At 63.3% G+C, this 23,602-nt stretch carries 19 protein-coding genes; 12 read left to right on the forward strand and 7 right to left on the reverse strand.

The window, feature by feature from the left end:
* Nucleotides 1–341: 341 nt before the first annotated feature.
* The 3 genes from BJP62_RS02015 to BJP62_RS17815 form a co-directional block, all read right to left on the reverse strand.
* A complete protein-coding gene (locus BJP62_RS02015; RefSeq protein WP_070525984.1) occupies nucleotides 342–1,796 on the reverse strand; it encodes a DUF1254 domain-containing protein in 1,455 nt (484 codons plus the stop codon).
* A 33-nt stretch (nucleotides 1,797–1,829) separates the two neighbouring features.
* On the reverse strand, nucleotides 1,830–3,245 hold the full coding sequence (locus BJP62_RS02020; RefSeq protein ID WP_070525989.1) for a DUF1254 domain-containing protein: 1,416 nt from the start codon (nucleotides 3,243–3,245) through the stop codon (nucleotides 1,830–1,832).
* A 492-nt stretch (nucleotides 3,246–3,737) separates the two neighbouring features.
* A complete protein-coding gene (locus BJP62_RS17815; protein ID WP_083301022.1) occupies nucleotides 3,738–3,899 on the reverse strand; it encodes an integrase core domain-containing protein in 162 nt (53 codons plus the stop codon).
* A gap of 110 nt (nucleotides 3,900–4,009) precedes the next feature.
* Here BJP62_RS17815 and mutS point away from each other — a divergent pair, with 110 nt between their 5' ends.
* From mutS to BJP62_RS02055, 7 genes are all read left to right on the forward strand, one after another.
* A complete protein-coding gene (mutS, locus tag BJP62_RS02025) occupies nucleotides 4,010–6,541 on the forward strand; it encodes a DNA mismatch repair protein MutS (protein ID WP_070525991.1) in 2,532 nt (843 codons plus the stop codon).
* Nucleotides 6,542–6,624: 83 nt separating this feature from the next.
* Nucleotides 6,625–7,080, forward strand: a complete 456-nt coding sequence (locus tag BJP62_RS02030) for a hypothetical protein (RefSeq protein ID WP_145927070.1) — start codon at nucleotides 6,625–6,627, stop codon at nucleotides 7,078–7,080.
* Between the two features lie 135 nt (nucleotides 7,081–7,215).
* Nucleotides 7,216–8,316 carry a 23S rRNA pseudouridine(2605) synthase RluB gene (gene rluB, locus BJP62_RS02035; RefSeq protein WP_070525993.1) on the forward strand — a complete coding sequence of 367 codons (1,101 nt, stop codon included), beginning with the start codon at nucleotides 7,216–7,218 and terminating at the stop codon, nucleotides 8,314–8,316.
* A 7-nt stretch (nucleotides 8,317–8,323) separates the two neighbouring features.
* A complete protein-coding gene (gene greB / locus BJP62_RS02040; protein ID WP_070525995.1) occupies nucleotides 8,324–8,896 on the forward strand; it encodes a transcription elongation factor GreB in 573 nt (190 codons plus the stop codon).
* 54 nt (nucleotides 8,897–8,950) lie between these two features.
* Entirely contained in the window at nucleotides 8,951–11,065 is a 2,115-nt protein-coding gene (locus tag BJP62_RS02045) for a sensor histidine kinase (RefSeq protein ID WP_083300643.1), read from the forward strand.
* Between the two features lie 38 nt (nucleotides 11,066–11,103).
* Nucleotides 11,104–11,898 (forward strand): thymidylate synthase, encoded by a 795-nt coding sequence (locus tag BJP62_RS02050; RefSeq protein ID WP_070525999.1) that lies wholly within the window; start codon nucleotides 11,104–11,106, stop codon nucleotides 11,896–11,898.
* A 1-nt stretch (nucleotide 11,899) separates the two neighbouring features.
* Nucleotides 11,900–12,379 carry a dihydrofolate reductase gene (locus BJP62_RS02055; protein ID WP_070526001.1) on the forward strand — a complete coding sequence of 160 codons (480 nt, stop codon included), beginning with the start codon at nucleotides 11,900–11,902 and terminating at the stop codon, nucleotides 12,377–12,379.
* Nucleotides 12,380–12,441: 62 nt separating this feature from the next.
* On the opposite strand, the gene BJP62_RS02060 is transcribed toward BJP62_RS02055, so the two are convergent.
* Both BJP62_RS02060 and rpe read right to left on the reverse strand, forming a co-directional pair.
* Nucleotides 12,442–13,104 carry a phosphoglycolate phosphatase gene (locus BJP62_RS02060; RefSeq protein WP_070526002.1) on the reverse strand — a complete coding sequence of 221 codons (663 nt, stop codon included), beginning with the start codon at nucleotides 13,102–13,104 and terminating at the stop codon, nucleotides 12,442–12,444.
* Nucleotides 13,101–13,784 carry a ribulose-phosphate 3-epimerase gene (gene rpe, locus BJP62_RS02065; protein ID WP_070526004.1) on the reverse strand — a complete coding sequence of 228 codons (684 nt, stop codon included), beginning with the start codon at nucleotides 13,782–13,784 and terminating at the stop codon, nucleotides 13,101–13,103. Before rpe ends, BJP62_RS02060 begins: the two co-directional genes overlap by 4 nt.
* Nucleotides 13,785–13,883: 99 nt before the next feature.
* On the opposite strand from rpe, the gene apaG reads away from it, so the two are divergent.
* From apaG to BJP62_RS02090, 5 genes are all read left to right on the forward strand, one after another.
* On the forward strand, nucleotides 13,884–14,267 hold the full coding sequence (gene apaG / locus BJP62_RS02070) for a Co2+/Mg2+ efflux protein ApaG (protein WP_070526006.1): 384 nt from the start codon (nucleotides 13,884–13,886) through the stop codon (nucleotides 14,265–14,267).
* 64 nt (nucleotides 14,268–14,331) lie between these two features.
* Nucleotides 14,332–16,095, forward strand: coding sequence for an ABC transporter ATP-binding protein/permease (locus tag BJP62_RS02075; protein ID WP_070526008.1), 1,764 nt, complete (start codon nucleotides 14,332–14,334; stop codon nucleotides 16,093–16,095).
* A 187-nt stretch (nucleotides 16,096–16,282) separates the two neighbouring features.
* Complete coding sequence (locus tag BJP62_RS02080; RefSeq protein ID WP_070526010.1) at nucleotides 16,283–17,518, forward strand: amino acid permease; 1,236 nt, start codon at nucleotides 16,283–16,285, stop codon at nucleotides 17,516–17,518.
* Nucleotides 17,519–17,593: 75 nt separating this feature from the next.
* Nucleotides 17,594–18,964, forward strand: a complete 1,371-nt coding sequence (locus BJP62_RS02085) for an L-serine ammonia-lyase (protein ID WP_070526011.1) — start codon at nucleotides 17,594–17,596, stop codon at nucleotides 18,962–18,964.
* Between the two features lie 169 nt (nucleotides 18,965–19,133).
* Nucleotides 19,134–20,753, forward strand: coding sequence for a methyl-accepting chemotaxis protein (locus BJP62_RS02090; protein ID WP_070526013.1), 1,620 nt, complete (start codon nucleotides 19,134–19,136; stop codon nucleotides 20,751–20,753).
* Nucleotides 20,754–20,832: 79 nt separating this feature from the next.
* On the opposite strand, the gene lysS is transcribed toward BJP62_RS02090, so the two are convergent.
* The gene (lysS, locus tag BJP62_RS02095; protein ID WP_070526015.1) at nucleotides 20,833–22,341 is read right to left on the reverse strand and encodes a lysine--tRNA ligase; all 1,509 of its coding nucleotides are present in this window, start codon (nucleotides 22,339–22,341) and stop codon (nucleotides 20,833–20,835) included.
* Between the two features lie 44 nt (nucleotides 22,342–22,385).
* Nucleotides 22,386–23,489 carry a peptide chain release factor 2 gene (gene prfB / locus BJP62_RS02100; protein WP_070526016.1) on the reverse strand — a complete coding sequence of 368 codons (1,104 nt, stop codon included), beginning with the start codon at nucleotides 23,487–23,489 and terminating at the stop codon, nucleotides 22,386–22,388.
* Nucleotides 23,490–23,602 lie beyond the last annotated feature (113 nt).

Below are 23,602 nucleotides of genomic sequence, written 5' to 3' on the forward strand. Positions count from 1 at the left end.
AAATGGCCGAAAACGCCGGTTTGCATCGAGCAGCCCGAGCGCCGGCGCGGTGATGATCGCCGTCATCGGGCGTGCAAGCCGGCGCCGCAGCGACCGGAATTAGCCGGCCGGTGACTCCGCTGCCATTGACGGTACGGCCGTTTCGAGCGCCCGCAAGCTGCCAGGCCGTGGTGACGCAGGCAGCGCTCGAGTCCGGACCTGGAAACCGTGGCGTGAGGAATTCGCGCACGGCCGCCTGGCGCTACCCGCTTCGGAGGCGGGCTCGAATTATCTTCGGGATGCAACAGCTGACCGACAGATTTGCTCTGTCGGCAGCGTGTTCAGTCCAGTTCAAAAAGTGGTCATTGCCTGACCAGTTCGAAATCAGGCATTTTGAATGACTTGTTGTTGAATTCTTCGGTTGGCCCGTAAAGCCGGACGGCCGGGAGTGGTCGCTTCCCTTCGGTGGGAATCCAGTTGGCTTCCTCACCGGCGGGAGCTGCAGGCCCGACGTACAGCGTAACGCTGCCATCTGCATTTTTCTTCATCTTTGGAAGATCATACGAAGAAAGGGTCGTTCTGTTTGACTTCGTATAGATGAAGGAATTGGTGGCGCGGTCGTAAACGGTGACGGCCCAGAATTGTTTGACCGGCATGTTTGCAGGCACAGTCACCTTGTAGGTTTTCCCGGCCGCCAATGCGTCCCCATTTTTATCGCGAAGCGCCATCAGGTAGGCTGTCGGTGGTTTGTCCGAAACTTCTTTGGGTACATACGTGCACCAGAAGTACATCATCGCGCGCATGTCGATTGCAATGCGATCCCCGTCGTCGTATGTGAACTTTTTATTCTTGTCTGGCAGCAGTAGCGATGCGTAATGGCGATCAGGCCAGATCATCGCTTCCTGCGGCAAATTGTCGAACCGAGACTGGAGGTAGGCCCAGGCGTCGACAGCGGCCTGGCGCATGGCCTTCTTGGTTGTTTCATCCGGATTGAACGGCTTGCCGCGTTCGATGCCCAGCGTCGACAGCATGCCCATGATCACCTTGTAATCCGGGCTGCTCGGCTCGTAGGTGAAGATGTCGTATACGTCGTTGAAGTAGCGCTCGTCATAGAATGGCAGCGTGGCGTAACGCTCGTTGGCAGGATCGACAAAACGTTGTTTGGGCGGGTTTGCGGACTGCGACAGGTTGTACATCTTGAGATGCTTCGAATACGCGTATGCATCTTTGGCGGTTTTGCCTTTGGCAATCACGGAGCGGAACGCAAGGGCGATGCGGTAGCTTGGCGACTTGACCTGGATGTATCCTTTCGGAACCGTGCCTGCATAGCCAGGCGGCGTGAACAGGTATTTGCCACCCTTGCCCTTGTCCAGTCCGGATGGCCCGACGTCCGCAATCGTGAGTTGCCACGCATCGACAACCTGACCGTAGAGGCTGCCATCCGGGCCGGCCGGCGGAAGCTCGAGGACAACAGGCTCCTTCTTGAGGTCGGCAAACGCGGTGATATAAGGCGTTGTGCTGTTCGCGGTAATTGCCTCCAACTTCGGCGTAGCTGGTGTCGAATAGGCAATGATGTCGTTGTCTTTCAGGCCGAGGTCGTCAAAGGCCGCGCTTCGAAACCGGTAAATTGCCACAGCAGGCAATGCCCACAATGCCACCTCAAAGGCGCGCTGGTATTTGACCTGATAACTCAGGTCAGGCGCGGAAGCCTTCGATCCGATTGGCGGCTGGCCGCCCAATGGTTCGGTCTGGGCCGTCGCGGCAGTAAAGGCGACCATGAGGCAAAGGCTGGCCGCCGTCATTTTGAGTGTTGTCATGAACGGTTCCTGGGCGGAGAGGGGGAATGTCGCTTAGTTGACCTTGTGCAATTGCGGCAAAGCCCATTTGCCGGACAGGATGTCATCCGAAGGCTGATACAGGCGCAAAATCACATAAAAATTGCCGCTCGGTGCGGGGAGCCAGTTGGCCGCGTTTTCGCCGGCCGGTTTGCTGTGCGAGATCGGAATGGTGATCGAGCCATCCGGCGCAGCCTTCAATCCCGGCGTATCGGTGCCGACCTTGTAACGGCCAATCTCATTGTTCACCAGCATCTTGTCATCGGCGTTGTACATCGTCAGTGACCAGAAGGCGCCTACGGGCGGCGCGGAGTCGAGCTTGACGGCGTAGCGATTGGCGCCGTTGAGTGTCTGGCCTGTGCTGTCGGTATAACGAATGGGATACATCGCCTCGCGCTCGCCTTGCCCGCCGAGGTAGGGCCCGGCAACCATGGCGCGCAGCGGGTAATTGAAGCCAAAGTTGTCGAGCCCCGTTACCCAGTTCCAGCCATTGCGCACCGACGATGTGCTCGCAAACGACGATACTGCGACCGCGGGTGCATCCTTTAACCCTTCGATCATGCCTTTGCGGGTGGCGGGGTCGAGCTTTTTGCTGTCGAAGCCTTTCTCGGTCAGGCCGACGCGCGCGAACTGGGCAAACAGCGCCCGGTCTGCGGGCTTGACCGCGTTGTTCTTGAGTGCGGCGGCCAGCTCGGTGAAGAAGCCGAGCTCAGCGTTGCCGGTTTGGGGGAGGGCCGGCAGGCGTTCAAGCTTGCTGGTTTTTCCGCTTGCCGGGGTGACCGAGAATTTCTTCTGAAGCGCGAGCACGGGAGTGGTGTCTTCTCCCTGTTTGACGTGCAGCCGCCCCCACAGCCAGACTTTTCGCGTTGTGACATCCAGACGCTTGGCGTCTTTCGGCAGCGCCCCCTTCCAGCCGGGCGGCACCAGCACATACTTGCCGGCTTTTGTTCCGGTGGTGCGGCGGCCAATGTAGTGTTCCAGCTCCTGCCACATGTTGAAAACGTCGATGACGTAGTACCGATCACGGGTGTCAGGCACCGTCAGGATGTATGGCTCGTTCAGGTCAAGCACCGCACTCATGTAGTAGGTGTCATTGTTGGCGGTGGGCATGTCCGTCGCAGCCGGCGTGGCTAGCGAGGTCGCCCAGCCGATCTGCCCCAAGGGGGCGCGATAGCTGGTTGCAGGTTTTGGGGACGGGGTGTCGGTGTACTCACGAGCGACCCGCTCCATCCTGACCAACGGGTAACCCCAGTTGTAGGCGGCAATGGCCAGACTGTAGCCGTCGGCCTGCAGTCCCTTGTGGATCACTTCAGGCGTTGCCGGGGTCGTTAGCAGAAGGTCGGGAGGGGGATTGCCTTGAGCGCTCACATGGCCGCTCGCGGCAAGGCAAAGTGCAATGACGTTCAATTTTATCGCCTTGGAAAGGTGCATTGTATTCTCCTTTGGATTGCGAATCGGTGGGGGCTGAAAAATCGGCGCGGGGCGGAATGGTGTCCGGTCATCGAAAAAGCAAGTATAGATTCGTCGGGCTTGTTCGGGGGGGCGTGCGAAAAATGGCAAGCACCATATTGTTACCCCCTATGGCCGCCTAGAGCGCTCTGTATAAAAACCCACGACCATGTTTGTAAGCTGCTGTCCGGCATGGTGAGTATGCTTTCCACGGCATTGGATGGATTTGAGCGCTGTACGCGTGAAACGCTGCATATCGATTGTGAAGCTTGGAAATTACTGACGCATTATAAGCCAATGCAATTAGTAGTGTTTTCTCTGTGGACTGCGAAATAATATTTCCCTGTGATGCCTCGATGGCGCCGAAGCGACGTCAACCCGTCATGAGTGGCAGTACTCTCTAGAGTCCGGCACCCGATACTAACGGTTTTTTCATCGCCAATTGCTTTCACAAGCCGAAGGCGTCAGCCCACCTCAAGCCTTTTCCGGCCGCTTCTCGTTGCATTTCTGCCGCCAAACCTCGATCAGCACCCGCGCATGCGCCGGGTTAGTGAAGCAGTGCTCCTTCCTGCATTCGTCCCGCAGCCGGCCGTCGGAACGGCTCGATGTCGGGCGCTTGCGACTTTCTTGCCATATCTGAGGTCTCCCTCAAGGTAAAATCTCGCTGATTGGCTCCCCAGTATTAGACAGGCATTAGAGAATTGGATAAAACATCAAGCAAAAACAAGGAGTTGAGTCACACTCCGATGATGGCGCAGTACCTCAAACTCAAGGCCGAGCATCCGGACAAGCTGGTTTTCTACCGGATGGGCGACTTCTACGAGCTGTTCTATGACGATGCGGTCAAGGCCTCCAAGCTGCTCGACATCACGCTGACCACGCGCGGCCAGAGCGCAGGCCAGCCGATCAAGATGGCCGGCTTGCCCTATCACGCCGCCGAACAGTACCTCGCGCGTCTGGTGAAGCTGGGCGAGTCGGTGGCGATCTGCGAGCAGTTCGGCGATCCGGCCGCGACCAAGGGGCCGCTCGAGCGCAAGGTCGTGCGCGTGGTGACGCCGGGCACGCTGACCGATGCGGCGCTGCTTGACGACAAGCAGGAGAACCGCCTGCTGGCGATCGTCGCGAACAAGGGCAGGCTCGGGCTCGCCTGGCTGTCGCTTGCATCGGGCGATTTCGCGCTGATGGATACCGAGGTCGAACGCCTGCCGACCGAACTCGAGCGCTTGCGCCCGGCCGAGATCGTCGTCTCGTCTGATACCGAGCTTGCGCTGCTCGATGCGCTGGCCATTCCGGTCAGGCAGATGCCGCCGTGGCAGTTCGACCGTGAAAGCGCCACAAGGGCGCTGACCCGGCATTTCGCCACCCATGACCTGACAGGCTTCGGCGTCGCGGACACCATGCTGGCAGTCGGTGGCGCCGGCGCCCTGCTCGAGTACGTCCGGACCACGCAGGGCGGCGTACTGCCGGCGCTGGCCGGCCTGCGTGTCGAGTTCGCCAGCCAGTACATCGAACTCGATCCGGCGACGCGCCGCAATCTCGAGCTGACCGAAACCATACGCGGCGAAGCCGCGCCGACGCTGTTTTCCTTGCTCGATGCCTGCGAGACCAGCATGGGCTCGCGCTGCCTGCGCCACTGGCTGCACCACCCGCTGCGGCAGCAGCCGGCCATCCTCGAGCGGCAGGCTGCGATCGGCGCCCTGCTCGATACCGGCGCGGCCGACGGCCTGCGCCAGACACTGAGCGGCATTGCCGATATCGAGCGGATCACCGCTCGTATCGCCTTGCGCAGTGCCCGCCCGCGGGACCTCTCGAGCCTGCGCGACAGCCTGGCGCTGTTGCCGCAACTGGGCGAGCAGCTGCCGGCAACGCCGTTCTTTGCCGGACTGTCGCAGGCGCTGCTGCCCGACGACGCGCTCCGCACGCTGCTCGAAAAAGCGGTGATGGCCGAGCCTTCGGTGGTGCTGCGCGAGGGCGGGGTGATCGCCGACGGTTATTCGGGCGAGCTCGACGAGCTGCGCGGCATCCAGGCGAACTGCGGCGAATACCTGCAGCGGATGGAGTTGCTCGAGCGCGAACGCACCGGCATCCCGACGCTCCGGGTCGAATACAACCGCGTCGCCGGTTTCTTCATCGAGATCAGCAATGCCAACGTCGACAAGGTGCCGCCCGAATACCGCCGGCGCCAGACGATGAAGAACGCCGAGCGTTACATCACGCCCGAACTCAAGGTGTTCGAGGAAAAGGCATTGTCGGCCCAGGATCGGGCGCTGGCGCTTGAGAAGCAGCTGTTCGACGCGCTGCTCGATACGCTGCAGATGCAGCTGGCGCCGCTGCGGCTGGCGGCGCAGGCGATCGCGACGGTCGACGTGCTCGCCTGCCTTGCGCAGCATGCACAGCAGCGCGGCTACGTCGCGCCGGAGTTCGTCGATGACGTCCGGCTCGAGATCGACGCCGGCCGTCATCCGGTGGTCGAGGCGCAGATCGACGACTTCATCCCGAACGGCGTGAGCTTCGGCCCGACGCGCAAGCTGCTGCTGATCACCGGTCCGAACATGGGCGGTAAATCGACCTATATGCGCCAGGTGGCGCTGATCGTGCTGCTCGCGCACATCGGCAGCTACGTTCCGGCGACGCAGGCGGTGATCGGCAAGGTCGACCGGATTTTTACGCGCATCGGCGCATCGGACGATCTGGCCGGCGGGCGCTCGACCTTCATGGTCGAGATGACCGAAACGGCGAACATCCTCAACAACGCATCCGAGCACAGCCTGGTCCTGATGGACGAGGTCGGCCGCGGGACATCGACCTTCGACGGGCTGGCGCTCGCCTGGTCGATCGCCCGACAGTTGATCGACAAGAACCGCGCGTACACGCTGTTTGCGACGCATTACTTCGAGCTGACCCGACTGGCGCAGGATTACCCGGTGGTCGCCAATGTCCATCTCGATGCGGTCGAGCACAAGGACAGGATCGTCTTCCTTCACGCGGTACAGGAAGGACCGGCGTCCCAGAGCTACGGCGTTGCAGTGGCCCAGCTCGCCGGCGTGCCGCGCGAGGTGATCCGTCAGGCCAAGCGCAAGCTCGCGGAACTGGAACAGGCCAGCCCGGGTCAAGCGCATCAGGGCGATCTGTTCAGTGCGCCGATCGAGCCCATCCAGGAGCCGGAGGCGCATCCGCTCGTCGAAAAAATGACAGATGTCGACCCCGACGACTTGAGCCCGCGCGCCGCGCTGGCGCTGATTTTCGAGCTCAAGGCGATGCTTGATCAAAAGCAATAAAGTACAAATTAACAACCAGGCCGATTTAAGCGTTTGCTGAACTAGGCTAAAAACAGATCAGCAGCGTATCGAGGAGCAACAACGTGGAAGCCGTACAAAGTCCGAACGGACATGCAGATAGTGATGAATGGGATATCGACGAGGGTATCGCCCGTTTTCTGGGGGCTCACCCGGGTGACGAGACGATCCGTCTGGCCGACGTGCGCGACAAGGCCGCGACCGAACTGACACGCCTCGGCGACGAGATCGGCGCCTGCCTTGACAGGCTGGCCGTGCGTATTCCGCCGGCCGTGCAGCTGTACAGCAGCGCCGATGGCAGGATCGTCGTCGGCAGTGAACATGCGGCAAAGGATGCCATCGAAGCCAGCCTCAACGGCGACACCCGGGTCCTGAAAATGTTCAAGGAAGTCGAGGTGCTTTACGACATCCTGCGCAAGGCCGAACTGCGCGGGACCGGGCGGTTCGAGAGCCAGCACTTCAATCTCGGGTTGACCAGCCTGGGTTGCATTGCGTTCTTTACCGAAAGCGCCGAAAGCTGACCGGTTCGGCCTGCCGTTTGACAGGGCCGCCCGCGAGCGGCCCTGTTTGCTTGTCGCCCCGCGATCGAACGGCCGGCATCAACGGGCGCGGCGAAGCACGATATAATCGTCTGTTATTTCCGGATTTGCCTTTCGATGAAAACCACTCGTGCCCGCCGCCCCCAGCCGGCGATTCGTGAACAAAATGCCGCAGGTCAGCAGCGCGCTGGCCTCGCGAGTCGCAACAAACGTGCAGCACCGAAGCCGGGCGACGAGTTCGAATCGGGACGCAAGCCGCACGGCGCCGCTGCGGCGCCGTCGTCCAAGCGCGGCGGCGCCGCCGCAGGTGCTGCGGGTGCCGACAAGACCGGCGCTGAGCCGGTTCGCAGTCGCAGCGTGGTAACCAAGGCCAAGCGCATGAAGCAGCGCGCGGGTTCGCAGCACGAAGTCGCGGTGCAAAAGCAGTTGCGCGCCAAGCGGCTGACGTCGGCGCAGGTTGGCGAAGAGCGGCTGCAGAAGGCGCTGGCGTTCAGCGGCATCGGTTCGCGCCGCGACATGGAAGAACTGATTGCGGCCGGGCGCGTCAGCGTCAACGGCAAGATCGCCGAACTGGGCGCCAAGGTCGGGCAGGGCGACGACGTCCGCATCGACGGCAAGCGCGTCACGATGCGCTGGCAGGATCGCCTTGCGCGCGTGGTGCTCTACCACAAGCAGGAAGGCGAACTGGTCACGCGGGACGACCCGCAAGGCCGGCTCACCGTGTTCGAGCGCCTGCCGCGACTGTCGTCGAGCAAATGGGTCGCCGTCGGCCGGCTCGACTTCAATACCAGCGGCTTGCTGATTTTCACGACCTCGGGCGATCTGGCGAACCGGATGACGCACCCGAGCTTCGAAATGGAACGTGAATACGCGGTTCGCGTGCTCGGCGAACTGACCGACGAGCAGGTTGCCCAGTTGCGCAAGGGCATCGAGCTTGACGACGGTCCGGCGAAGTTCACCCACATCGAAGCCCAGGGCGGCGAGGGGATGAACCACTGGTACCGCGTCGTGCTCAAGGAAGGGCGCAACCGCGAGGTGCGGCGGATGTTCGAGCATTTCGGCCTGACCGTCTCGCGGCTGATGCGCGTGCGCTTCGGCGCGCTGACGCTGCCGGGGCGGCTCAAGCGTGGCCAGTTCTATGAGCTGTCCGAAACCGAGGTGCTGGCGGTGATGAAATGGGCCGGCCTGAAGCTCAACGGCGAAGCCAAGGACCATTGAGTCCGCCATGAGCAAGGACTTCACCAGGGAAGAAGACCGCGACGGCGACGACGAACTCCCGTCCGAGCTGAAAGTCCCGGCCGGCAGCAAGAACTACATGACCCCGGGCGGCTGGCGCCGGCTGAAGGCCGAACTGCACGACCTCGTCACCAAGCAGCGCCCCGAGCTGACCCAGATCATCAACTGGGCGGCGAGCAACGGCGACCGCTCCGAAAACGGCGACTACATCTACGGCAAGAAGAAGCTGCGCGAAACGGACAAGCGCATCCGCTTTCTGACCAAGCGGCTCGAAAATGCCGAGGTGGTCGATCCGGAAGCGAGGGAGGCGACCGACCAGGTCTTCTTCGGCGCGACGGTGACTTATCTGCGCGAAGACGGCAGCGAGGAAACGGTCTCCATCGTCGGCATCGACGAAACCGACCTGAAGCGGCACTACGTCAGCTGGACGGCGCCGATCGCCCGCGCGCTGTTGCGGGCCCGCGATGGCGACGCGGTGCTCCTGCGCCTGCCGGGCGGGACCGAGGAAATCGAAATCGTCGGCGTGCGCTACCAGGCACTGAACACCGAGTACCCCAGCTGATACAGGGCTGATCCAGATTTTGCGCAAGGCTTTCCATTTGGATATGCTGCGCGCATGGAACGCTCCAAGCCCAGTCGCCTTTTCCGTCGCGTCCTCCGGAACATGGCGTTCCGGATCACCGTCGTTTCGCTGCTCATTTCCGCCGCCAGCTACTACTACAGCTATCTGCGCCTGCAGGAAGAGGCGCTGACCAATCTCGAGAAGTACATCCGGGCCCGCAGCCAGCTCGAGAGCGAGCCCTTCCTGCAGGCCGAAACCAATACCAGGCTGCTGCGCAACGAGTTCATCCGCCGCTACGCGCAGATGCAGGGCAGCGACGTGTCGGCCGAGTTCCACTCGCTGCTCAAGCAGGATCGCGACGGCATGTGGCGGATCCGGGTCGAGCGCGACGACTTCGAGTATCACGCCACCGTTGCGCTGTTGCCACGCGTCGAGCTGACGCCGGAGTTCATGCGGCAGGTCATGCTCGGCTACGACCTGCTGAGCCGGTACGGGCCGGCGTTTCGCAACCGCTATTACGATACCTTCATCGACCTGAACGTTTCGGACGGCAGCCTGATGTTCCTGCCGGACCTCAACTACGCGCGCAACGGCTCGGTGGCCGACTTCGAATTCGACCTCGAAACCGAGGTCGGCGCCACGCCGGCGCGCAACCCGGAGCGCAAGACGTTCTGGACCGGCATCTACTTCGACAAGCAGGCCGTGCAGTGGATGGTTTCGGTGGTGACGCCGATCGACTTTCAGGGGCGCTACATCGGTGGCGCCGGGCAGGACCTGCTGCTCGACCAACTGATTGCGCGGACCAACAGCGTCGGCGTTCCGGGGACGACCAATTTCATCATTACGCGACACGGCGACCTGATCGCCCACCCGGAGCGGATGAAACAGGTCGAGGCCGCACGCGGCCGCTACAACGTGAACGACGCCGGCGACAAGACGCTGCGCGAGCAGTTCGCGGCGATCACCGGCGCATCGCCGGGGCAGCTCTTCGTCGAAAGCCCGGACGGCCAGTCGTGGCTGGGCATGGCGCAGATACGCGGCGCGGACTGGCTGTTCGTCATCGTCTACCCGAAGCGACTGCTGCAGGAAAAGGCTGCGCTGGCCGCGAGCATGGTGCTGCTGCTCGGCCTGATCGCGTTGCTGATCGAGCTGGGACTGATGGCCTGGGTGCTCAAGGTCGATGTCTCGCGTCCGCTGGGAAGGCTGAAGGCCGCCATCCAGTCGCTGGCGCAAGGGCGGTACACCCATCCGCTCGATACCGAACGCAACGACGAGCTCGGCGATCTGGCGCGCAGCTTCGACGCCATGGCCAGCACGATCGCCCGGCATCGCCAGCAGCTGGAGACGCAGGTCGCCGCGCGGACCGACGAATTGGCGCAGCGCAATACCGAACTCGAGACGGCCAACGCCGAGCTCTCCCGCCTGAACGAAGAGAAGAACGAGCTGCTGACGATCGCCGCCCACGACCTGAAGAACCCCGTTGCGAGCATCGGCGGCATGGCGGGGCTGATCGGCAGCAAGTTCGACGTCTGGCCCAAGGAGCGTGTGCGCGACCGCCTGCAGGGCATTACCCAGCTGGCGAACCGGATCCAGCGCATTCTGGGCAACCTGCTGGACATCAATACGCTCGAATCCGGCCAGTATCGGCTGATGCTTGAGCCATTGCAGCTCGACGATGTCGTCGCCGAGCTGCTGGCGAGCTGGGAAGGGCGGCTCGAGGAAAAGCAGCAGCGCTGCCGCTACGGCCGGAACGGTCTGATCGTGCTGGCGGACCGCCAGGCGCTCTGGCAGGTGCTCGACAATCTGGTGTCGAATGCATCGAAGTACGCGCCGCATCAGAGCACGATCGAGATCGCCGCGGCGCGCTCGCTCGGCATGGTCGAGATCGGCGTTCACGACCACGGTCCGGGCATTGCGCCGCACGAAATGGAAAGGCTGTTCCGCAAGTTCGGCCGCCTCTCCGCGGTGCCTACCGGTGGCGAGCATACGACGGGGCTGGGTTTGTCCATCGTCAAGCGCCTGGCCGAGGAAATGGGCGGCGGCGTCCGTTGCGACAGCCTGCTCGGCCACGGCACGACCTTTACGGTGAGCCTGCCTGAACCGGACGACAGCGTGGCGCCTGCCGCCGGGGAGACGCACTCGCAACGGGACGGTAGAATCGAGGTTTGATTCGACACGCCGGCGCACTGCCGGCCCCGGAGTGCACGATGCGGCAATACCTCGATCTTCTTCAGCATGTTCTTGATCACGGCACGAAGAAGGAAGACCGCACCGGTACCGGTACGCTGTCGGTTTTCGGCCACCAGATGCGTTTCGACCTTTCGCAAGGTTTCCCGCTGGTCACGACCAAAAAAGCGCACCTGAAGTCGATCATTTACGAGCTGCTGTGGTTTCTGCGGGGCGAAACCAACAACAACTGGCTGAAGGAACGCGGCGTATCGATCTGGAACGAGTGGGCGCGCGACGACGGCGAGCTCGGCCCGATCTACGGTTACCAGTGGCGCAGCTGGCCGACCGCCGACGGCCGGCACATCGACCAGATCGCCGACGTGGTCAGGACGCTGAAGACCAACCCGGATTCGCGCCGCATCATCGTATCGGCATGGAATGTCGGCGAGATCGAGAACATGGCGCTGCCGCCGTGCCATGCGTTCTTCCAGTTCTACGTTGCCGACGGCAAGCTCTCGTGCCAGCTGTACCAGCGCAGCGCCGACCTGTTCCTTGGCGTGCCGTTCAACATCGCCTCGTACTCGCTGCTGGTGCTGATGATGGCGCAGGCTTGCGACCTCGAGCCCGGCGATTTCGTCTGGACCGGCGGCGACTGCCACATCTACCTGAACCACCTCGAGCAGGTGCAGACCCAGCTCGGCCGCGAACCGCTGCCGCTGCCGACGATGCGCCTGAATCCGGCGAAGAAGGACATCTTCGCGTTCGAGTTCGAGGATTTCGTGCTCGAAAACTACCAATCTCATCCGGCGATCAAGGCGCCGGTGGCGGTCTGAGATGGAGCTCGCCATCATCGCCGCACTGGCGCAGAACCGCGTCATCGGCATCGACAACAAGCTGCCCTGGCACCTGCCCGAGGACCTCAAGCATTTCAAGGCGCTGACGATGGGCGCGCCGATGCTGATGGGGCGCAAGACCTTCGACTCGCTGCCCGGCCTCTTGCCCGGCCGCCGCCACCTGGTGATCACCCGCAATGCAGGCTGGCGGGCAGAGGGCGCGGAAGCGTTCACCAGCATCGAAGCGGCGCTGGCGGCATGTGCCGGTGACGAGAAGGCCTTCGTGATCGGCGGCGGCGAGATCTACCGCCAGGCGCTGCCGCTCGCCGATACGCTGTACCTGACCGAGGTGGCGCTGTCACCCGACGGCGATGCGACCTTCCCGGCGCTGCCGGCGGGCGAGTGGCGTGAAGCCGAGCGCGTGGCCCAGCACAGCGCCAAGGAGATCGACTTCGCTTTCGTGACTTACCGGCGGGCCTGAACGCCGGGATGTCGCAGCAATGAAGAACGGGCCGTCGGCCCGTTTTTCATTGCTGCCGCCGATCAGGCTTCGACAAACTCGAGCAGCTCGGCAAACGACGCGATGATGTGGTCGGCGCCGAGCGAAGCCACGTCGCTGCCGTAGCCGTATTCGACCGCAACGACCGGGCAGCCGGCGGCGCGCGCGGCGAGGATGTCGTTTTTCGAATCGCCGACCATCAGCATCTCGTCCCCGGCGACGCCGAAGCGCTCGAGCACGTGCTGCAGCGGCAGCGCCGACGGCTTGCGCTCGGGCAGGGTGTCGCCGCCGACCACGACCTCGAACTGTTCCGACACGCCCAGCTCCCGCAGCAGCGGCAGCGTATAGCGCTCGGGCTTGTTGGTGACGATGGCGAGCGGCAGGCCGCGCTCGTGCAGCGCGTGCAGCGTCTCCTGCACCTTGGGGTAGAAACGCGTCGCGATCGTCAGGCCGGCCTTGTAGTGGATGTCGAACCGCTGCATCGCCTGCTGCTGTTCGGGCGAGTTGCGCCATTGCGCGCCGTGGTCGTCGGCCAGCGTGCGCGCGACGAGGCTGTTTGCGCCGTCGCCGACGTAGCTCTCCACCGTGGCTTCGGCGAGCGGCGGCAGGCCGAGGTCGGCGCGGGCGGCATTGGCGGCGCGGGCGAGGTCCGCGATCGAATCGACGAGGGTGCCGTCAAGGTCGAAGGCAAGGGCGCGGATCGTCATGCGAGGGCCTTGGCGATTTCGGCGTGCATCGCATCGATGACCGCCTTGTAGTCCGGGTGACCGAAGACCGCCGAGCCGGCGACGAAGGTATCGACGCCGGCAGCGGCGATCGCGCCGATATTGTCGACCTTCACGCCGCCGTCGATTTCGAGGTGGATGTGCCGGCCGGTCTTTTCCTTGTACGCATCGAGCTTGGCGCGTGCAGCGCGGGCCTTGTCGAGCATCGCCGGAATGAAGGACTGGCCGCCGAAGCCCGGGTTGACCGACATCAGCAGCACCATGTCGACCTTGTCGAGCACGTAGTCGAGATGGTCGAGCGAGGTGGCCGGATTGAACACCAGCCCGGCCTGACAGCCGTGGTCGCGGATCAGCGAGAGACTGCGGTCGATGTGGTCCGACGCCTCGGGGTGGAAGGTGATGATGTTGGCGCCGGCCTTGGCGAAGTCGGGGATGATGCGGTCGACCGGCTTGACCATCAGGTGCACGTCGATCGGCACGGTGGCGTACGGCTTGATCGCCTCGCAGACGAGCGGGCCGATCGTCAGGTTGGGGACGTAATGGTTGTCCATCACGTCAAAGTGGATCAGGCCTGCGCCGGCTGCGATGACGTTGCTGATTTCCTCGCCGAGCCGCGCAAAGTCGGCGGACAGGATGCTGGGGGCGATGCGGAACTGGCTCATGGGCGTACTCCGGTGGCAATGACATGATTGTAGCGTTGCCAGCCCTGCGGCAGGCGGGGCGGCCTGCTAAGATTGTCCACCATCAATGGGGAAGCGTGCATGAGCGATAGTCCTAGGTACCACATCGTGGTCGAGCCGCGGGCCAGTTTCGTTGCCGAGCAGTCGGACGAGGACGAAGGGCGGTTCGTCTTCGCCTACCACATCAGAATCACCAATCACGGCGAAACGGAGGCGCAGCTGATTTCGCGCCACTGGGTGATCCGCGACATGGACGACCGCGTCCAGGAGGTGCGCGGCCTTGGCGTCGTCGGCGAACAGCCGGTGCTCGAGCCGGGCCAGTCGTTCGAGTACATGAGCGGCGCCACGCTGGAAACGCCGGTCGGCACCATGCGCGGCAGCTATCTGATGCGCACGATGGACGGCACCGAGTTCCACGTCGACATCCCCGAGTTCGTGCTGTCGATCCCGCGCACGCTGCACTGAGCCCGGGCTTGCAATCGGCCGCCGTGGCCGCATCTGTTCCTGTCGTCTGTCGATAAGAACAATCATGGCCGCTCCCGATTTCGTCCCGCGCAACGACTGGCAAACGTTGCGCACGCTCTTTCCTTATCTCTGGCGCTACAAGAACCGGGTGGTCCTGGCCCTGGGCCTGCTGATCGCGGCGAAGTTCGCCAACGTTGCCGTGCCGCTGGTGCTCAAGGACATCGTCGACGCACTCGACGGCAGCAAGAGCATGGTGGTGATGCCGGTTGCGCTGGTGTTTGCCTACGGCGCCTTGCGGATGTGTTCGTCGGTATTCGGCGAACTGCGCGACGCGGTATTCGCCAAGGTTACGCAGGGCTCGATCCGGCGCGTGGCGCTGCAGGTGTTCAAGCACCTGAGCGCATTGAGCCTGCGCTTCCACCTCGAGCGTCAGACCGGCGGGATGAGCCGCGACATCGACCGCGGCACCAAGGGCATCGCCTTCCTGCTCAACTTCATGCTGTTCAACATCCTGCCGACGCTGGTCGAAATCGCGCTGGTGGCGATCATTCTGCTGAAGAAGTACGACTGGTACTTCGCCGCGATCACCTTCGGCACCATCGTCATCTACATCGGCTTCACCCTCGGCGTGACCGAGTGGCGCATGGCGTTCCGCCGGCAGATGAACGAGCTCGACTCGAAGGCCAATACCCGCGCGATCGACGCGCTGCTGAACTACGAGACGGTCAAGTACTTCAACAACGAGCGCTGGGAGGCCGAACGCTATGACCGCAGCCTCGAGAAGTGGGAGGGCGCCTCGGTCAAGAACCAGGTGTCGCTGTCGCTGCTCAACGCCGGGCAGGCGGTGATCATCGCCGCCGGCGTGACCGCGCTGGTGTGGCTGGCGGCGAGGGATGTCGTCGACGGACGGATGACGCTTGGCGATCTGGTGCTGGTCAACGCCTTCCTGCTGCAGCTGTATGCGCCGCTGAACTTCCTCGGCTTCGTCTATCGGGAGATCAAGCACTCGCTGGCCGACATGGAGAAGATGTTCACGCTGTTGCGACAGAACTCCGAAGTCAACGACGCGCCCGGGGCCGTGCCGCTGCATACCGGCAGCGCCACCGTGCGCTTCGAGAATGTCGACTTCGGCTACGAGCGCAAGCGGCAGATCCTGAACGACGTCAGTTTCGAGATTCCGGCCGGCAGGACGCTCGCTGTCGTCGGCGCCAGTGGTGCGGGCAAGTCGACGCTATCAAGGCTGCTGTACCGCTTCTACGACATCTGGCAGGGCAAGGTGACGATCGACGGCGTCGACCTGCGCGACATGACGCAGGAAAGCCTGCGCGCACACATCGGCATCGTCCCGCAGGATACGGTGCTGTTCAACGACACGATCTACTACAACATCGCCTACGGCAAGCCGGGCGCAAGCCGCGACGAGGTGATCGAGGCGGCGCGGGCGGCGCACATCTACGACTTCATCGAAAAGCTGCCCGACGGCTTCGAGACGATGGTCGGCGAGCGCGGCCTCAAGCTCTCGGGCGGCGAGAAGCAGCGCGTCGCGATTGCCCGGACCATCCTCAAGAACCCGCCGATCCTGATCTTCGACGAGGCGACCAGCGCGCTCGACTCGAAGACCGAGAAGGGCATCCAGGCCGAGCTCAAGGCGGTGTCGGCGAACCGGACGACGCTGATCATCGCTCACCGGCTGTCGACGATCGCCGATGCCGACGAGATCGCGGTGATGGACGGCGGCCGCATCGTCGAACGCGGCCGGCATGCCGAGCTGCTGCTGCGCGATGGTCACTATGCACGGCTGTGGGCGCTGCAGCGGCATGAAGAGTGAAAAAATTGAATGGACAAGCGCCTTGCCTTATTCCGGATTTTTATATTGATATGCCGCAATTTGCATAAGGGAAAGTGCGCATTATGTGATTAAGTCACAGCCGCCCCCTCCTGCAGCCCGTAAAAAGTCGCCACACGCCGTTCGCATAAGGGACGGCCTGACAACAACGGGCCTCAGGAGGGTCGAAATGAAGCTGGACAGAAAAGACTGGGAGTGGGTGCTGACGTGCTTCGGTACGGCGGTGGGGGCGGGGATCCTCTTTCTGCCGATTCGCGCAGGGCTTGGCGGCATCTGGCCGACGCTGATCCTCACCGCGATCATCTTCCCGGTGACCTATATCGCCCACCGCGGCATCACCCGGGTCGTCGCATCGTGCAGCAAGGCGACCGACATCGTCGGTGCCGTCGAACATGATCTCGGCCGCAATGTCGGCTTTTCCGTGTCGGTGCTGTATTTCCTGTCGATCATCACGATCTGCGTCGGCTACGCAACCGGGATCACCAACATCGTCTCGTCGTTCCTGACCAACCAGATGGGCGTGAGCGAGGTGTCGCGGCCGGTGCTGACCTTCGTGCTGCTGGTCGGCCTGACCAGCGTGATCCTCGCCGGCGAGAAGATCATGGTCCGCGTCACGTCGATCATCACCTTCCCGCTGATCATCCTGCTGGCACTGCTGTCGCTGTACATGATTCCGTACTGGAATACCGCGGTCGTGACTGCGCCGACCACTGGCGGCGAGGTGATGAAGAACCTGCTGCTGCTGTTCCCGGTGCTGGTGTTCGCGATGAATTTCTCGCCGGTGTGCTCGACGCTCGGCGCGTCGTACCGTGCCCGGTATCCGGTTGACGAGGCGGTCAAGCGCACCGACGGCATCATCAAGTGGACCTCGCTGATCCTGCTCGTGTTCGTGATGTTCTTCGTACTGTCGATGCTCATGACCACGACGCCGGCGATGCTGGCCGAGGCGCAGGCCAAGAACGTCGACATCCTCACCGTGCTGTCGCTGGCCGTGCACCAGCCCTTCCTCAAGTACGTGATTCCGCTGATCGCCTTCCTTGCGATCGCCAGCTCATACTTCGGTCACTTCGTCGGCACCCGCGAGGGGCTGGTCGGCATCATCACGCGACTGATGACGTGGCGCAATCCGGCCGACGAGGCAAAGCTCGACCGGACGCGCATCAACCGCGTCGTGACGGTGCTGATGATGGTCGGCCTGTGGTTCCTTGCCGTGTACAACCCGCCGATCCTGAAGATCATCGGCGCGCTGTCGGCGCCGATCATCGCGATCTACGCCTACCTGATGCCGGTGATGCTGATGAAGCGCGTGCCGCGGCTGATGATCTACCGCTCGTCCTTCGCCAGCTTCGTCTTCGTCATGGGCCTGGTCGGCATCGCCGGCGACTTCGTCGGCAGCTATCTGTAAATCCGGGCGCAGGATTCGCCACCGCGAACCTGCATCCGTCAACCGGGCGGCGACCCCGCCCGGCAGGAGTACTCCATGCTGAGTGTGTTTGACATGTTCAAGATCGGCATCGGTCCGTCGAGCTCCCATACGGTGGGGCCGATGGTCGCGGCCAGACGCTTTGCCGGCCAGTTGACGACCGAGGGGCTGGCCGGTCGGGCCGGGCGGATCGTCGTCGACCTGTACGGCTCGCTCGCGCTGACCGGCAAGGGGCACGGCACGGTCGAGGCCACGCTCAACGGCCTTGAAGGCCGCGCGCCGCGCACGGTCGACCCGGCGATCATCGTCCCGCGTGCCCGCGCACTGATGCAGCCCGACGCGACACTGATGCTGGACGGCAGGCAGCCGGTGCCGTTTGACGGCCGGCGCGACGTGGTGCTGCACATGCACGAGTTCCTGCCCAGGCACGCGAACGGCATGCGCTTGAGCGCTTTCGACGATCAGGGTGGCCTGCTGGCGCGCGAGGTGTACTACTCGGTCGGCGGGGGCTTCATCGTGTCCGATGCCGAGTTCGGCCAGGCCGCCGCGACCGCCGCCGACGTGCCTTACCCGTTTGCCAGCGCCGCCGAACTGATGGCGCATTGCCAGCGGGAAGGGCGGACGATCGCCGATATCGTCATGGCCAATGAAACCAGCTGGCGCAGCGAGGCCGAGGTGCGCGCCGGGCTGTTCGAGATTGCCGCGGTGATGAAGGACTGCATCGAAAGCGGCTGCCGGCAGGAGGGCGACCTGCCCGGCGGTTACGGCGTCAAGCGCCGGGCGCCGGCCATTTTCCGGCGCATGGTATCGCTGCAGCTGGCGGGGCGCACCGACGTGATGCTCTGGCCGATGCTGTACGCGATCGCCGTGTCGGAGGAAAACGCCAACGGCGGGCGCATCGTGACCGCGCCGACCAATGGCGCCGCCGGCATCATCCCGTCGGTACTGCAGTACTACCGCAACTTTCACCCGCGCGCAGGCGACGAGGGCGTGGTCGAGTTCCTGCTGACCGCCGCAGCGGTCGGCATGCTCTACAAGATGAATGCGTCGATTTCCGGTGCCGAGGTCGGCTGTCAGGGCGAGGTCGGCGTTGCATGTTCGATGGCGTCGGCAGCCTACTGCGCAGTCAGCGGCGGCAACCTTGCGCAGGTCGAGAATGCGGCCGAGATCGCCATGGAGCACCATCTCGGCCTGACCTGCGACCCGGTCGGCGGGCTGGTGCAGATTCCGTGCGTGGAACGCAATGGCGTTGCGGCGGAGAAGGCCATCAAGTGCGCGCAACTGGCGATTCTCGAGGACGGGCAGCACAAGGTCAGCCTCGATCAGGTGATCGAAACCATGTACCGCACCGGCATGGATATGCAGAACAAATACAAGGAAACGTCTTTGGGCGGGCTTGCATTAACCGTAGGTGTCCCGGCATGCTGATTTAAGCATCATTACCGCAATCAATGCCCCGATCAATCCGGGGCATTTTTTTTGCCTGCATTACCAATTCCTAATACCATTGGCATTGCTGCAAATGACAACCCACAATTATTACATTCAGCTTGCGTTAAATTCGATACATACAGTCAGTCAATTTGCGAGAACCCCCATGACCGTCAAGACACGATTAATCGCTTTGATCGCGGCATTTGCGGCGGTATTGACCCTGCTTTCCGGCCTGGGCATCTATCAGCTGAACCGGATCAACGGGCATGTCGAAGAAATCAACCGCAACGTCATTCCCAGTCTGCGCTACCTGAGCGACGCGAACATCACCTTCCAGCGCATGCGCGTCACCACGTTCCGCCACCTCAATGCGGTGAGCACGCAGGATCAGGACGAGCTCGAAAAACGCATTGCAGGCTACAAGGACAAGATCGCCCAGTCGTTCCGCGACTATGAAAAGAACGTGCTCAACACCGCGGACCAGAAGGATGTCCGCCTGCTGGCCGACAACAAGGACAGCATGCAGGCCTACCTGCAGATCCAGGACAAGGCGCTGGCGCTTTCGCGGCTGGCGCAGCGCAACGAAGCCAATGGCCTGCTGGCCAGAAGCTACAACGAGTCGCAGCGCGTTGCCGCTGCGCTGGATGCGCATGCGAAGTACAACGAGGAGTGGTCGACCGCGCAGGCCAAGGATGCACAGAAGGCGTTCAGCAGCGCGACCTTCCAGTCCATCCTCTGTCTGGTGCTCGGCCTCGCTGGTGCCGGCGTGTTTGGCCTGATCAGCTACCGCGCCATCGTCACGCCGCTCAACGGCATGCGCGACGCGATCCGTGGCGTGGAGCAGGACCTCGACTTCAAGCGTCGTGCCAGCACCGACGGCAAGGGCGAGGTCGGCGAAACGGTGACGGCGTTCAACCGGTTGATGGATCGCGTGCAGGGCAGCCTCGGGCAGCTGCAGCGCGCTGCCGGCGAGGTGGCCGGTTCGGCCGGCGAGCTGTCCGATGCATCGGGGCAGGTCGCCAAGAGCGCCAACTACCAGAGCGACGCAACGGCGAGCATGGCGTCGTCGGTCGAGCAGATGACCGTCAGCATCAGCCATGTGTCCGACCGCGCCGGCGAGGCACAGGGTCTGGCGAAGGCGTCCGGCGAGCTGGTCCTCCAGGGGCGGGAGGTCATCGGCCGTACCGTGCAGGAGATCAACCAGATCGCCGAAGGCGTGGGCGAGGCGGCCGAACGGCTGGCCGAGCTCGAGGCGCAGACGCAGCAGATTTCCTCGGTGATCAGCGTGATCCGCGACGTCGCCGACCAGACCAATCTGCTGGCGCTGAATGCGGCGATCGAGGCCGCACGCGCCGGCGAGCAGGGGCGCGGCTTTGCGGTCGTCGCCGACGAGGTGCGCAAGCTGGCAGAGCGCACCGCCAATTCGACGGCGGAAATCTCGAAGATCATCGAGGCGGTCGGCGAGCGCGCGCAACGCTCGGTGGCCGGCATGAACCAGGCGGTGGGTCTGGTGAAGTCCGGCGTGGCGCAGGCCGATGCCGCACGCGACGTCATTGGCCAGATCGGCGGCAAGGCCGAACAGACGGTGCAGATGGTCAACGACATTTCGGCGGCGCTGCGCGAGCAATCGCTGGCGAGTGCCAATATTGCCCAGCAGGTCGAGCGCATTGCGCAAATGACCGAGGAAAACAGCGCCATTGCGCAGCAGACCAATAGCTCGGCCAAACAGCTTGGCGAATTGGCGGGAAATATGCAGCGCGAGACTTCGCAATACAGGATTTGATGTACATCCAATAAAAAAACCGGCGGAATCGCCGGTTTTTTTATTGCTCATTCGCCGGTTCGGCGAATGGTTGCGGGGATCAGTCCTCGCGGCGCATCTGCGGGAACAGGATCACGTCGCGGATGCTGGCCGAATCGGTCAGCAGCATCACCAGCCGGTCGATGCCGATGCCGCAGCCGCCGGTCGGCGGCAGACCGTACTCGAGCGCGCGGATGTAGTCGGCGTCGAAGTGCATCGCCTCGTCGTCACCCTTGTCCTTCAGGTCGACCTGGGCCTGGAAGCGGGCGGCCTGGTCTTCGGGGTCGTTCAGCTCCGAGTAGCCGTTGGCGTGCTCGCGGCCGACCATGAACAGCTCGAAGCGCTCGGTGATGCCCGGGTTGGTGTCGTTGGCGCGCGCCAGCGGCGACACCTCGGCCGGGTAGTCGACGATGAAGGTCGGCTCCCAGAGCTTTTCTTCGGTGGTTTCGTCGAACAGCGAGAGCTGCAGGCCGCCGATGCCGTCGGTCAGTACCGGCTTGGCACCCAGGCGGGCCAGTTCGGCCTTGAGCCAGGCACGGTCGTGCAGCTGCTCGTCGGTGTACTGCGGGTTGTAGTGCCTGATCGCGCCGGCGATGGTGAAGCGGGCGAAGGGCTTGGACAGGTCGACCGGCTTGCCCTGATATTCGATCACGGTGTGGCCGATGACTTCGCGCGCCGCATAGCGGATCACGCCTTCGGTCATATCCATCATGCGCTGGTAGTCGGCGTAGGCCTCGTAGAACTCCATCATCGTGAACTCGGGGTTGTGCCGCGTGCTCATCCCCTCGTTGCGGAAGTTGCGGTTGACCTCGAACACGCGCTCCATGCCGCCGACGACCAGCCGCTTCAGGTACAGCTCGGGCGCAACGCGCAGGAATAGCGGCATGTCGAGTGCATTGTGGTGCGTCGTAAACGGCTTGGCCGTGGCGCCGCCCGGGATCGGGTGCATCATCGGCGTTTCGACTTCGAGATACGACTCGTTCACCATGTATTCGCGGATCTTCTGCACGATGCGCGAGCGCTTGATGAAGGTGTCGCGGCTGACGTCGCTGACGATCAGGTCGACGTAGCGCTGGCGGTACTTCTGCTCCTGGTCGGCAAGGCCGTGGAACTTGTCCGGCAGCGGGCGCAGCGACTTGGTCAGGAGGCGCAGTTCGGTGACTTGTACCGACAGCTCGCCGGTCTTGGTCTTCATCAGCGTGCCGACGGCACCGAGGATGTCGCCCATGTCCCAGGTCTTGAACGCGGCGTAGACCTCTTCGCCGACCGAATCGCGGCTGATGTAGAACTGGATGCGTCCGCTCACGTCCTGCACCGTGGCAAAGCTCGCCTTGCCCATGACGCGCTTGAGCATCATCCGGCCGGCGACGCTGACGGTGACGTTCTGCGCTTCGAGGTCTTCCTTCTCGACGCCGTCGAAACGCGCATGCAGATCGCCGGCGACGTCGGCGCGCCTGAAGTCGTTCGGGAAAGCCGGGCCTTGCTTGCGCAGCGCGCCGAGCTTGGCGCGGCGCTCGGCCATGATCTGGTTTTCGTCCTGCTGGACGACGTGTTCTTGCTGTTCGCTCATTCTTGTTTCCGTCAATGCAGGGTCGCGCGCGACCCGGTCAAAGGTCAAACGCCTTGCTTCAGGCTGGCTTCGATAAAGCCGTCGAGGTCGCCGTCCATCACGCCCTTGAGGTTGCCCACCTCGTAGCTGGTGCGCAGGTCCTTGATCCGGCTCTGGTCGAACACGTAGGAGCGGATCTGGTGGCCCCAGCCGATGTCGGCCTTGCCGGCTTCAAGCGTCTGCTGTGCTTCCATGCGCTTGCGCAGCTCGAGTTCGTACAGCTTGGCGCGCAGCATCGCCCACGCTTCGTCGCGGTTGCGGTGCTGCGAGCGGTCGTTCTGGCACTGGACGACGATGCCGGTCGGCGCGTGCGTCAGCCGCACCGCGGAGTCGGTCTTGTTGATGTGCTGGCCGCCGGCGCCCGAAGCGCGATAGGTATCGGTGCGCACGTCGGCCGGGTTGATCTCGATCTCGAAGCTGTCGTCGACCTCGGGGTAGACGAAGACCGAGCAGAACGACGTGTGGCGGCGCGCGTTCGAGTCGAACGGCGACACGCGCACCAGCCGGTGCACGCCGGTTTCGGTGCGCAGGAAGCCGTAGGCGTATTCGCCCGAGAGCTTGATCGTCGCGCTGGTGATCCCGGCGACTTCGCCTTCGGACTCTTCCATCACCTCGACGTTGAAGCCCTTGCGCTCGCCGTAGCGCACGTACATGCGCAGCAGCATGCCGGCCCAGTCCTGCGCCTCGGTGCCGCCGGCGCCCGACTGGATGTCGATGAAGCAGTTGTTCGGGTCGGCCGGATTGCTGAACATCCGGCGGAATTCGAGCCTGGCGATCTTTTCTTCGAGCACCTGCGCGTCGTCGTTGATCGCGGCGCAGGTGTCGTAATCGCTCTCGCCGCGCGCCATGTCGAACAGCTCCTTGGCATCGGCGGCGCCGCCGGCGACCTCGTCGAGCACCACGACGACGTCTTCGAGCGCCTTGCGCTCGCGGCCGATTTCCTGGGCTTTCTTCTGGTCGTTCCAGATGTCCGGGTCTTCGGAGAGGCGGACAACCTCCTCGAGCCGGTCACGCTTGCCCGGATAGTCAAGGTAACGCTTCAGCTCCTCGGCGCGGCTGGCCAGGTCTGCGAGGTGGTTGTCGATCTGGTTGAGCTGTTCGGCTTCCATCACGGTCTGTATCGGTCGGAAAACCGGCCATTATACCGGATTGGCCGGCCGGATCGGCGGGAATGCGCGCGGTGGCGGCGGGCATGAAAAAGGCGGCGCAACGCTGCGCCGCC

Origin of the sequence: Jeongeupia sp. USM3 (assembly GCF_001808185.1) — a bacterium.
In the GTDB taxonomy this organism is placed as follows: Bacteria; Pseudomonadota; Gammaproteobacteria; order Burkholderiales; family Chitinibacteraceae; genus Jeongeupia.

Coding starts and splice junctions, on each gene's coding strand:
- BJP62_RS02060 (WP_070526002.1), bottom strand. CDS start 13,104: ATGACGATCCGCGCCCTTGCCTTCGACCTTGACGGCACCCTCGTCGAT.
- rluB (WP_070525993.1), top strand. CDS start 7,216: ATGAAAACCACTCGTGCCCGCCGCCCCCAGCCGGCGATTCGTGAACAA.
- apaG (WP_070526006.1), top strand. CDS start 13,884: ATGAGCGATAGTCCTAGGTACCACATCGTGGTCGAGCCGCGGGCCAGT.
- BJP62_RS02045 (WP_083300643.1), top strand. CDS start 8,951: ATGGAACGCTCCAAGCCCAGTCGCCTTTTCCGTCGCGTCCTCCGGAAC.
- BJP62_RS02050 (WP_070525999.1), top strand. CDS start 11,104: ATGCGGCAATACCTCGATCTTCTTCAGCATGTTCTTGATCACGGCACG.
- BJP62_RS02080 (WP_070526010.1), top strand. CDS start 16,283: ATGAAGCTGGACAGAAAAGACTGGGAGTGGGTGCTGACGTGCTTCGGT.
- BJP62_RS02055 (WP_070526001.1), top strand. CDS start 11,900: ATGGAGCTCGCCATCATCGCCGCACTGGCGCAGAACCGCGTCATCGGC.
- BJP62_RS02075 (WP_070526008.1), top strand. CDS start 14,332: ATGGCCGCTCCCGATTTCGTCCCGCGCAACGACTGGCAAACGTTGCGC.
- rpe (WP_070526004.1), bottom strand. CDS start 13,784: ATGAGCCAGTTCCGCATCGCCCCCAGCATCCTGTCCGCCGACTTTGCG.
- BJP62_RS02015 (WP_070525984.1), bottom strand. CDS start 1,796: ATGACAACACTCAAAATGACGGCGGCCAGCCTTTGCCTCATGGTCGCC.
- lysS (WP_070526015.1), bottom strand. CDS start 22,341: ATGAGCGAACAGCAAGAACACGTCGTCCAGCAGGACGAAAACCAGATC.
- mutS (WP_070525991.1), top strand. CDS start 4,010: ATGATGGCGCAGTACCTCAAACTCAAGGCCGAGCATCCGGACAAGCTG.
- prfB (WP_070526016.1), bottom strand. CDS start 23,489: ATGGAAGCCGAACAGCTCAACCAGATCGACAACCACCTCGCAGACCTG.
- BJP62_RS02020 (WP_070525989.1), bottom strand. CDS start 3,245: ATGCACCTTTCCAAGGCGATAAAATTGAACGTCATTGCACTTTGCCTT.
- greB (WP_070525995.1), top strand. CDS start 8,324: ATGAGCAAGGACTTCACCAGGGAAGAAGACCGCGACGGCGACGACGAA.
- BJP62_RS02085 (WP_070526011.1), top strand. CDS start 17,594: ATGCTGAGTGTGTTTGACATGTTCAAGATCGGCATCGGTCCGTCGAGC.
- BJP62_RS02090 (WP_070526013.1), top strand. CDS start 19,134: ATGACCGTCAAGACACGATTAATCGCTTTGATCGCGGCATTTGCGGCG.